We start from the raw sequence: 9,651 nt of genomic DNA, 5'->3' as shown, positions 1-9,651 counted from the left end.
CCTAAATTATATTGTATATTAATTTGTGTAATTAATTTTGTTTGATTACTTATAGTTTGTGGGCTAATTTCCTACGGGATATTTATGGTGACTTCCTCAATATCCCGTGGATAGCAGTGGCTGATGTGCTGCTTTCTGGTTTGTGCGAGGAAGTGGGACATGAATTATATGAGATGGATTTAGCTATCAGGAATCTGCTGGTAAAACATTTAAAGGAAGATAAAAGGTTTGGTCAAGCTAGGATAAATGAACTGTCCGATTTTTTGCTTGATTATATCCGGCAGCAGTTTCAGAGTGATGATTTTGATACTGAATTTGTCCAGTCTCAACGGTGGATAGCTTTAGCATACACGCGACCTCATGAAGTGGCTCGTGAAATAGCTTTAGCTTTCTCTCAATTGGATTTGCAAGATACAGCAGAAATGGTGCGACTGGCATCATTAACGGCAACAATTACTGAGCCATTAGCAGAATTTCAGCCTTTGTTGATTTATACTCGTGGGATGGCAAAGTTTGCCCGTGGTAATTTGGCAGATGCAAAGAAAGGCTCAGTTTGATCAACTGGTTGCAGGAGGAAAGCCAATACAGGTAGTTGGGGTAAGGTTGCCGATTCCTGAAGAAATGAGAACAAGTTTTATCAATGGCACTCCTGTTTCTAACAAGGAATTGACGTTACAAACTTTTCAATTTGAAGTGGTGAAGGTAAATACACACGGAAAAATCACCAACCGTAGCAATGAGGAAGCAAGATACTTTGCAAAAAACTTAGGGAATGGTGTCAGCTTAGATATGGTGCAGATACCAGGGGGAACATTTACAATGGGTTCACCAGCAGGAGAAGCGCAACGAGACTCAGATGAAAGTCCCCAGAGACAGGTGATAGTTCCCGGCTTCTTCATGGGGAAATATGAAATCACCCAGGAACAGTATCAAGCCATCATGGGGATAAATCCTTCCAACTTCAAAGGAGAGAAAAGACCTGTAGAAAGAGTCAGTTGGGATGATGCGGTAGAATTTTGTGAGAAATTGAGCCAGAAGACAGGAAAAACCTACAGGCTACCCAGCGAGGCGGAATGGGAATACGCCTGTCGTGCACAACCACACCGTTTTATTTTGGGGAAACCATCACCCCAGATTTAGTTAATTACAACGGTAACTATCCCTACGGTTCTGCACCCAAAGGTAAATACAGTTTTTTGTGTGCGATCGCCAATCAACACAAAATATTTTCCTCAACCATAGCGATCGCCCGATTGTCGAAACTATCACATCCAGAAGCTAAAGAGCAATTCTCCCAAGAATTAGTGTCAATTTATACTATTTTAATTTTCTTTAGTCGATATACTCATGAGTAGGTTCTACCTGGGAAATGTGAAGTGGCTTTGCCACTTCTTTTTATGTGTACAGTTGCTTAAGATATAAATGAAAAGTGCTGACTAAAAAAAACTACTCATCACTCACTACTCAGCAAGGGCTAACGCCCTGCTACCGCTAACAGCACTCATCACTCCCCACTCAATCATTAGTCATAGTATCCCGCCATTTTTCTTGATTTTCTTTGATCTCTGCTTCAGGCGATCGCGCTAATAGCCAAGTCTTCCATCGTAAGGGTTTTTGCCTTTCTATGTGACTAATTAACTGCATGATAGACAAATCAGCTTTGATGGGAGTTTTTAAATCGAAGTTAATCGTCCGTAAAATTTCAGCATCATCCTCGATAAAGTGCTGAATCATCAGATTAGTCAGCCACAGAACAAAGCGATTTAATAACCATCCCCCAAATCCCTGACGTTTCTTAGTTAAAAATATAGTCTGAATCTGAGATTTACCATCATCAAGCATCCGTATGCTAAACATGATGTATAAATGCAGTACATCTGGCCCTACAGTTATTGTGAAGGTGCTGCCATACCAATAGGAAATACTATAAATATTATTTTGATGTAGAGGACGCAGCAATTTAAACAATCTCTTATCTTTATTGCTATCGCTATGTTTAGTAAAAATAATAGCATTTTGACTTAATTCCTGCCTTTCAAAAGCAATATCTAACGGTAGTTTATGAACAGTAAGAAAGTGTTGAACGTCAATGGAATTAATCATGACTACATGAGGATGACAGTTCATTACCAACCGAGAACCGAGAACACTTTCACACTCATGAAACTCTAACTCTGGGACAAAAGGTATAGGTTGTCTGGGGCTTTCGCCAGTCCAGACCCAAATTAATCCGTATTTTTCAACTGTAGGCCAAGTTTTTAACTTTAAGGGGAGAGGTTCTTCTAAACAGGGGATTTCTACACATATTCCCTGATTGTTAAACTTCCAATGGTGAAAAGCACAACGTATATCATTACCTTCTATTGTGCCTTCTGCCAAGTCAGCACCCATATGTGGGCAGTAGGCATCAACAATCACTGCTTGTCTGTCTTCACCACGATAAATTACTATTTTTCTTCCTAAAATTGTCATAGGTTTTACTTCACCTATAAGTAAGTTTTTAGAAGGTATTACCCAATACCATCCTTCAATGAAACGTTCGAGATTATTGAAGGTTTTGGGTTTGCGAATTGGTTGAAGAGACTGAGAATTATCATCCATTTTTAATGTTTCACTGATGAGTGAAGCGGTTGCTCTACAGATAACATGAGGATTTGTTAAAAACAGTTATTTTGAGTACGATCAGAACCCCGCTTTATTAAAGAAAGCAGGGTTATTGACATTAGTGACAAGTTCAGGAAGGAAATTGTCAAGGGTAGTATTTGCATGAGTCAAAATAGTGAAAAACTCAGGATAGACAAGTAATTGAGCGATTTTGACCAGCCATGACTATGAGCCGAAAAACCAATCGAGACCATGCGAAAAAAAACAAAAACCAATGGTAAAAGATGAAGTAATTGCAGAGCAACTCTCAACATTACTGACACCAGCCATTACAAATCAAGAAAATTACTACCAAAAATACTGAAGCTTGTTGCTCCTTCGCCATCAAAAGCAGATAGTGCATAAAAACATCTGTCTAACGTATGTAGTCAGTGAGAGAAATCAAATTCAGAACATAGAAGGAAAAGATTAACAAAAAGATGATTCTGAGAGTTTAGTCAAGGATTTAATGAAATGCAGACTTTATTAGGCTTACACAGAACCAGTACAGAGCTAGAGTTAAAAGTGCAAGAGCTTTTGGCTGAGTTAAGTACCGTTAACGAGCAATTGTGCTGTGAAGAAGATTTGCACCAGCGAACACAGACAGAAATTGAAAAGTCTTTTTCTATACTTCAAGCAACTCTAGAGGCCACTGCTGAAGGTATTATTGCTATCAGGTTTCTCACCTCATGTACTGATACTGCAACGTCCTCCATCCCAAACTCAATCTTGCCGTCCGTACCCAAACTCAAAAAAGTCTTCGACTTCATTGAAGCTAATTATCATCAGCCGATTACCCTCTATGACGTAGCACAAGCAGCCGGTTACTCTCCAACTTACTTAACCAACCTAGTGAGATGCCAAACAGGACAAACAGTATACAAATGGATTGTCCAACGCCGGATGGCACAGGCACACTCCTTGCTTGTAAATACTGACCAACCTGTAAATCAAATTGCTGCGGCAGTAGGCTATCCAGATCCAGGTCATTTCATCCGCCAATTTCGGAAGATCCACAGTACAACTCCAAAAATGTGGAGAAATATGCATCGCAGTTAGATTAGTATTCAGCAACATTAAGAATGTCCTACTTCAGCGCAAAATTTTCCATTGAAATAGGTGGTGGCAACACTTAAGCTGAATACTTTAATGCATATATTGTTGACCTAAGCGATCGCTCCTAGTAGGGTTATTTAGCGTTGCATACACATTAGCTTACTTTGTAATAATTTTTATGTTTAGAGAAGTATGGGACGTTGTACGTAGCTACACAAAAACTTTCTGCCGTTCTCTACCATTTTTAGGGAAAGCAGCACCCAGAGAAACAGTCTTGATGGTGGCTGCGGTGATGTTGCAGGGAATAGTTCCCGCCATCAGCGTTTGGATTACCAAGCAAGTGGTAGATACAGTAGCAATAGCCTTAAACGAAGGTAAGGAAATTAGCGTTGTACTTATTGCTAGCTTGGTAGCAGCATGGGTGGGGGCTTTGCTGCTAGAAGCTCTCCTGCGACCTTGGATGTCCGCAATTCAGGGAAATTTGGGCGAAAAGCTAACAGCTCACATTAACTTGCTATTGATGCGTAAAGCTGACACTTTTCCTGACTTGAACCGTTTTGAAGACCAAAAGTTTTATGACGAGCTACGGCTGCTCCAAGAACAAGTCAAATACCAGCCAATGAGTTTTATTGGCAATTTGGCTCAGGGAGGCAGTAGTTTGTTCACCTTGGTAACTATGGTGGTGCTGCTATTGCCACTTGGGTTTTGGATTCCGTTTGTAATTATTATTACAACCATCCCTCAGATATATGTTTCCTTCCAGTATGAAATGATCATTTGGGGAGCTATGTATGAGAAAAGTCCAGAAGCTCGGCGGATGCAATACTATTCGTCAGTCATGCTTACTGATACCTACGCCAAAGAAGTACGCTTGTTTGGGCTTGGTTCCTTGTTTATTAATCGATATGTCAAAGAATTTCAGTCTTTGCATCAAACTATGCGCCATTTGCGGGGTAAACAAGCTTTTTGGGCGGCGCGTTTGTCTGTAATGACTGCTTTGGGGAATGGCTTTGCCTTTTATTGGGTGGTGCAGCAAGCTTTTAGAGGAGAAATTAGTCCAGGAAGTGTACTTCTTTTCGTACAATCACTAGCTTACCTCCAACAGAATCTCGAACAGTGTATTGCTGTCTCCTTAACTACCTTTGAAACTCTACTATATATGCAGCAGTTTTTTGGGTTCATAGAAAGCCAAGCAATCATGCCTGTGTGCATTCCTGGTCAACCAGTACCTGCTCTCATGCGATCCGGCATCACCTTTGACAAGGTACACTTTTGCTATCCAGATCATCGGTCAGCTGTGGTAGATGTTTCCTTTTCTTTGAAACCTGGAGAAACCGTAGCTTTGGTAGGGGAAAATGGGGCAGGTAAGACCACGCTAGTAAAGCTGCTGACACGTTTATACGACCCTACAGAGGGAGCTATTTTGGTCGATGGTGTGGACTTGAGGGAATTAAACTTGGATGGATGGCGACAGAATATTGCTGCGGTGTTTCAAGATTTTAGCCGCTATGCACTCACCTTGGGAGAGAACGTTGCTTTGGGAGATATTGCCGCACTGGATGACTCAGAATGCTTCAGGCGGGCAATTAAAAAAGCTGGTATTGCTGAACTGGTTGAAAAGTTTCCTCAAGCAGAGTTAACTCCTTTAGGCAAGCAATTTGGGGGGACAGAACTTTCTGGAGGAGAGTGGCAAAAGTTAGCGATCGCCCGCGCTTTCATGCGAGAAAAAGCCCAACTACTAATCCTTGACGAGCCTACTGCGGCCCTTGACCCCCGTAGCGAATATGAGGTCTACCGCCGCTTTGTGGAACTAGCTCAAGGTAAGACAACACTTTTAATTACCCACCGCCTGGCTTCAGTACGCATGGCTGACCGCATCTTAGTTTTGAAGGGTGGACGGCTGATTGAACAAGGAACTCATGAGGAACTTTTGCGACATGGCGGCGAGTACGCCACGCTTTGGAATATGCAAGCCCAGCAATATAGTGTTCAAACAATTTGATGTAACTTTTTGCCTCTGATCTCGACTTAATTCAATTCAGCAGAGTCAACCTGATTACAGCAGCATATAGAGACCTTACTGTACGGTTTCTATATGCTGCTTTTAGTATTTTTTCTACTTACAGGATACCGTTACAAAGCCCTTTGGGCTAGGGTATAGGGAATGGGCAACACTTTTCTGCGTTCCCTGCGGGACGCTTAGGCGAACGACAAGCTCAGTGCATCGCAGGCAACAGGGAAAGAAAACTTTAGTTCTGGGTTTGAAGCTCAGTTTAAATAATTATTTTTTTCGAGATATAAAATACGTTCGCACAGCGTCCTGCAGAAAAGAGAAAAGAATTCCTTATTTCAATCTCACTTCTTCAGGAGTGGTTTCCCTGTTCCCTTTGAAGTGGACTTTCTTAATTTACATAAATCCTCTCAATATGACCGAATAAATATCCTATTTAATCATAATAATTTCCATTGATACTATGTTTATAAAGCTTTAAATTAATAGTGTGGTTGATAAATTCAACCATACAAAAAACACAAAAATTCTGGAGATTTTTTAAATGAAAACTACAAATGTCACCAAGAAGGAATACTCTAAGCCTCAATTCATTGACATGGGTAATGCTGTTACAGCAACATTAGGTACTATTTGGTGGAAAAGAGATGAGTTATTCGGTCGCAGATTAATTCCGTAATCTGTGCTTCTAAAGCTTTAATAAATTCAACCACACAAAAAACACAAAAATTCTGGAGATTTTTCAAATGAAAACTACAAATGTCACCAAGAAGGAATACTCTAAGCCTCAATTCATTGACATGGGTAATGCTGTTACAGCAACATTAGGTACTATTTGGTGGAAAAGAGATGGCTTATTCGGTCGCAGATTAATTCCGTAATCTGTAGCCACTAAATTGTGGCAGTAATTTGACAAATATTAGGGTGAAAACAAGAGTTAATCATATTTGGCTTAAATTCACCCTTTTCTTAAATAAGATGCTTAAAATTGCTGAATTTACGATATCACCAACCTACAAAAATGATAATCAACTTTCAAGATTAAGCTCTTTGATTTTCTGAACTAACTGGTGAAATTTAATAATCAAACAACATAGAAAAATTATGAAACGTTGGTTTTGTGGCTTTGTTCCAGAAAGTGTTAGTTCTCTAGCAACTCTTCCGAATCCCATTGATGGTGAATTACTTTGGAAAACGTCAAGTTCTCTTTGGGTTTGTGGCTCTTGGAAAAAACAGCAAATTATCACGCTGTTTGAAGGTTCTGTGCGGTTAGCTATTATTGGTACTTGCCTTGCACCTCATGAAACTTTGGCTCAATTTTTCCGTAATGCTGTCAAAGCAAATGAGTATAGTCAACTCATGAGATTGCCAGGTAGTTATAACCTGATTGTTCAAGATGATGCCGATACATATGTATTTGTAGATGCGGCTGGCATTAAGTCTGCATTTTATACGATTTATAATTCTTGTATAGTTTACTCTTCACTGGCGATACCTTTAAAACAACTACTTAAGGCAGAAGTAGATAAGTCTTGGCTTGCCACTTATCTCTCAGGTATGGTGACACTCAGCTTAGTACAGAATCGCACTCCCTTCTGTCACGTACAACCTATTCCCCCTGGGCATTATTTACACATTTCAAAGGGGAAACCAATATGTAAACGGTATTGGTATGGAACACAAAAATACAAAAGTTTTTCTGAAGCAGCCGAACAGTTGCGTGAAGAGTTGCTAACATCTGTGGAAGGGCGAGTTGGTTTATATGGCAATATAACTAGCGACTTGAGCGGTGGGTTTGATTCAACCACTTTAGCTCTAATAGCTGCAAAAACTTTAGCAAAGCAGGATAAAAAGTTATACACAGTAACTAATAAAACTGTTAGTGCTACCCAATCGTCAGATGTAGAATATGCCCAGCACGCAGCTAGTCTTTATTCAAATCTAAATGCCTTAATGATTGAGGGTGATGAAATTCCTACTGAGTATAGTAACTTAGAATTAGTACCTCTAACAGATGCACCAAGTCCAGTATCTTTAGCCACAGCACAAATCCTGCACAGGAGCAAAATTATCAGTTCCTTAAGTTCTCAACTTCATATGGATGGAGACGGTGGAGATGCAGTGCTTTCAGGTTGTTATTCTTATTGTGTGGATCTGTTAAGACAGGCACGAATAAGAAAATTTTTTCACCATGTTTATGGGTGGTCTCGACTCGGAAATTTTTCACCATTTACTCTAATGAGTAAGGTTATAAAGCACAATTTTACTTCCTATCAAGACTGGTTATTTGAAGGAGCAAGAAAACTAAAGACTGGAGATTTAGCACTTCAAGCATTTAAGCTCAAGCAGCCTATTGATCAAATTCTAGGATGGGATTTACTTCCTGAGATTGCTAGTTGGCATTCAAATGATTCTGTCAACTTAGTTTTAGATGAACTACAAAAATGGGCACAAATCGCAACACCTTTTGCAGATTCTGTGGGTGAACATCAATTTATATCCATACTTCAATTAAATGGATTAAATGCCAGAATTGGACACCAGTTGTATGAAATTTATGATGTTAATTTAGAATCACCTTATCTTGATACTCTAGTTATAGATGCTTGTCTCTCTGCAAACCCAGAAGAACGAATTAGCCCATTTATATATAAACCACTATTACCTAAAGCACTTCACCGAGATTTGCCACAGAGTATTTTTGCCCGTAATACAAAAGGGGATTATACAACTGATGAATTCATTGGTTTGCGAGAAAATAGGAACATTATTAAAGAAATATTCCAAGGTTCTTTATTAGCTGATATGGGGCTAATAAAAATAAGAGAATTAGAAAATGCTATGCAACATTTCAACATGGGATTTTTTGGGAATTCACCGCTTTTTACTCAAACCCTATCGCTTGAACTCTGGTTGCGTCGCTTGGAAAAGGATCATAGAAGTTTCTGGGTAGAAGAGAATTAGCAGAGATCACTGTAAATAGAAGAATAAAAGTTACGCTTTGATTTGGGCAATAGTTCTATTAGATAGGAAGGTAAATGATGGAAAAATTACACGTTCCAGTATATGTTTCCACGACTTTTTTTGAAGAAAGTGCAATTTTATTAGATTCTCAAAAAAATCGTTACTACACTTTGAATGATAGTGCGGCTGAATTTTGGAAGTTACTAACAAAATTAGGTTCATTTGAAGAGGCAATAGAAGAGCTTTCATATTTATATGAAGGTTACTCAGATGATTTTAAAAAAGATATGGAGTTTCTTGTGAACGATTTTATGAAAGCAGGACTACTTGAAACAGGGACAAATATTTATTAATATTTACTTTCCTTTGGTTTTAATAATGTTAATTCTTCAACCAAAGGAAAGTAAATATGATGCTGTCTACTGCGGAAAAATTTGACTTTATAAGTTTTTAAATTGAGGAAAGTATTATGGACGATCAAGTGTCATTAACAACTATAGATATAAACTTGAGTTGTAAAGACCGTTTAATAGGTTTATTGACTGTCATAGTTGCATACATAGCTGTACGTTGTCTAAGCTTGTTCAGAATTTGTAAAATTCTCAGGCCAATGAAGGGTCATTGTTCACGGGAAATAACAACTCATGAAGCTGATATTGCTTGGGCAGCAGTGCGTAAATCCAACTTATTTTTATTGGGAAGAGTAGCATGTTTAGAATTATCTTTGGCATTTATGCTTTTCGCTCTAACTAAAGGTCTATCGTCAACTTGGTGTGTAGGTGTGGCTACTGAACCAATTGGAGCACATTCATGGGTAGAAGTTGCTGGTAAACCTTTCCGTGAAGTGAATAATTTTGAACATCGTTTTAGAAAATTGCTGACGGTATAAACAGGGCTTTGCTTTTTGAGAGTTTTAACTATTTTAGGACTTACGCATTGACAAAAAACATCATCTATAGAACCTAGGGATGCTAGAT

9 protein-coding genes and 1 pseudogene are annotated in these 9,651 nt (G+C 39.0%); 9 read left to right on the top strand and 1 reads right to left on the bottom strand.

The genetic code is table 11. The annotated features are described in order from the left end of the window. Positions 1–41: 41 nt before the first annotated feature. Both ACM0OR_RS26940 and ACM0OR_RS26935 read left to right on the top strand, forming a co-directional pair. On the top strand, positions 42–557 hold the full coding sequence (locus tag ACM0OR_RS26940; RefSeq protein ID WP_414579478.1) for a hypothetical protein: 516 nt from the start codon (positions 42–44) through the stop codon (positions 555–557). A 112-nt stretch (positions 558–669) separates the two neighbouring features. After that, positions 670–1,190 (top strand): annotated as a pseudogene (locus tag ACM0OR_RS26935) (formylglycine-generating enzyme family protein); the annotation flags it as partial. Between the two features lie 325 nt (positions 1,191–1,515). On the opposite strand, the gene ACM0OR_RS26930 reads toward ACM0OR_RS26935, so the two are convergent. Beyond that, a complete protein-coding gene (locus ACM0OR_RS26930; RefSeq protein ID WP_414579477.1) occupies positions 1,516–2,601 on the bottom strand; it encodes a Rieske 2Fe-2S domain-containing protein in 1,086 nt (361 codons plus the stop codon). 516 nt (positions 2,602–3,117) lie between these two features. Here ACM0OR_RS26930 and ACM0OR_RS26925 point away from each other — a divergent pair. The 7 genes from ACM0OR_RS26925 to ACM0OR_RS26895 all read left to right on the top strand — a co-directional run bounded on the left by ACM0OR_RS26925 (position 3,118) and on the right by ACM0OR_RS26895 (position 9,563). Beyond that, a complete protein-coding gene (locus tag ACM0OR_RS26925) occupies positions 3,118–3,702 on the top strand; it encodes a helix-turn-helix domain-containing protein (RefSeq protein WP_414579476.1) in 585 nt (194 codons plus the stop codon). Positions 3,703–3,877: 175 nt separating this feature from the next. Further along, positions 3,878–5,701 (top strand): ABC transporter ATP-binding protein, encoded by a 1,824-nt coding sequence (locus ACM0OR_RS26920; RefSeq protein WP_414579475.1) that lies wholly within the window; start codon positions 3,878–3,880, stop codon positions 5,699–5,701. A 553-nt stretch (positions 5,702–6,254) separates the two neighbouring features. Continuing rightward, positions 6,255–6,389, top strand: a complete 135-nt coding sequence (locus ACM0OR_RS26915; protein WP_414579474.1) for a hypothetical protein — start codon at positions 6,255–6,257, stop codon at positions 6,387–6,389. Positions 6,390–6,456: 67 nt separating this feature from the next. Beyond that, positions 6,457–6,591 (top strand): hypothetical protein, encoded by a 135-nt coding sequence (locus ACM0OR_RS26910; RefSeq protein ID WP_414579473.1) that lies wholly within the window; start codon positions 6,457–6,459, stop codon positions 6,589–6,591. Positions 6,592–6,814: 223 nt separating this feature from the next. Further along, positions 6,815–8,674 carry an albusnodin/ikarugamycin family macrolactam cyclase gene (locus ACM0OR_RS26905; RefSeq protein WP_414579472.1) on the top strand — a complete coding sequence of 620 codons (1,860 nt, stop codon included), beginning with the start codon at positions 6,815–6,817 and terminating at the stop codon, positions 8,672–8,674. 74 nt (positions 8,675–8,748) lie between these two features. Then, positions 8,749–9,027, top strand: coding sequence for a PqqD family protein (locus tag ACM0OR_RS26900; protein ID WP_414579471.1), 279 nt, complete (start codon positions 8,749–8,751; stop codon positions 9,025–9,027). A gap of 116 nt (positions 9,028–9,143) precedes the next feature. Next, a complete protein-coding gene (locus ACM0OR_RS26895) occupies positions 9,144–9,563 on the top strand; it encodes a lasso peptide biosynthesis B2 protein (protein WP_414579470.1) in 420 nt (139 codons plus the stop codon). Positions 9,564–9,651: the final 88 nt, after the last annotated feature.

Origin of the sequence: Anabaena sp. CCY 9402-a (assembly GCF_963920945.1) — a bacterium.
In the GTDB taxonomy this organism is placed as follows: Bacteria; Cyanobacteriota; Cyanobacteriia; order Cyanobacteriales; family Nostocaceae; genus Trichormus; species Trichormus minutissimus.
Note: the sequence above shows the minus strand (reverse complement) of the source record. Positions and strands in the feature narration are given on the sequence as shown.

Coding starts and splice junctions, on each gene's coding strand:
- ACM0OR_RS26930 (WP_414579477.1), bottom strand. CDS start 2,601: ATGGATGATAATTCTCAGTCTCTTCAACCAATTCGCAAACCCAAAACC.
- ACM0OR_RS26925 (WP_414579476.1), top strand. CDS start 3,118: ATGCAGACTTTATTAGGCTTACACAGAACCAGTACAGAGCTAGAGTTA.
- ACM0OR_RS26920 (WP_414579475.1), top strand. CDS start 3,878: ATGTTTAGAGAAGTATGGGACGTTGTACGTAGCTACACAAAAACTTTC.
- ACM0OR_RS26915 (WP_414579474.1), top strand. CDS start 6,255: ATGAAAACTACAAATGTCACCAAGAAGGAATACTCTAAGCCTCAATTC.
- ACM0OR_RS26910 (WP_414579473.1), top strand. CDS start 6,457: ATGAAAACTACAAATGTCACCAAGAAGGAATACTCTAAGCCTCAATTC.
- ACM0OR_RS26905 (WP_414579472.1), top strand. CDS start 6,815: ATGAAACGTTGGTTTTGTGGCTTTGTTCCAGAAAGTGTTAGTTCTCTA.
- ACM0OR_RS26900 (WP_414579471.1), top strand. CDS start 8,749: ATGATGGAAAAATTACACGTTCCAGTATATGTTTCCACGACTTTTTTT.
- ACM0OR_RS26895 (WP_414579470.1), top strand. CDS start 9,144: ATGGACGATCAAGTGTCATTAACAACTATAGATATAAACTTGAGTTGT.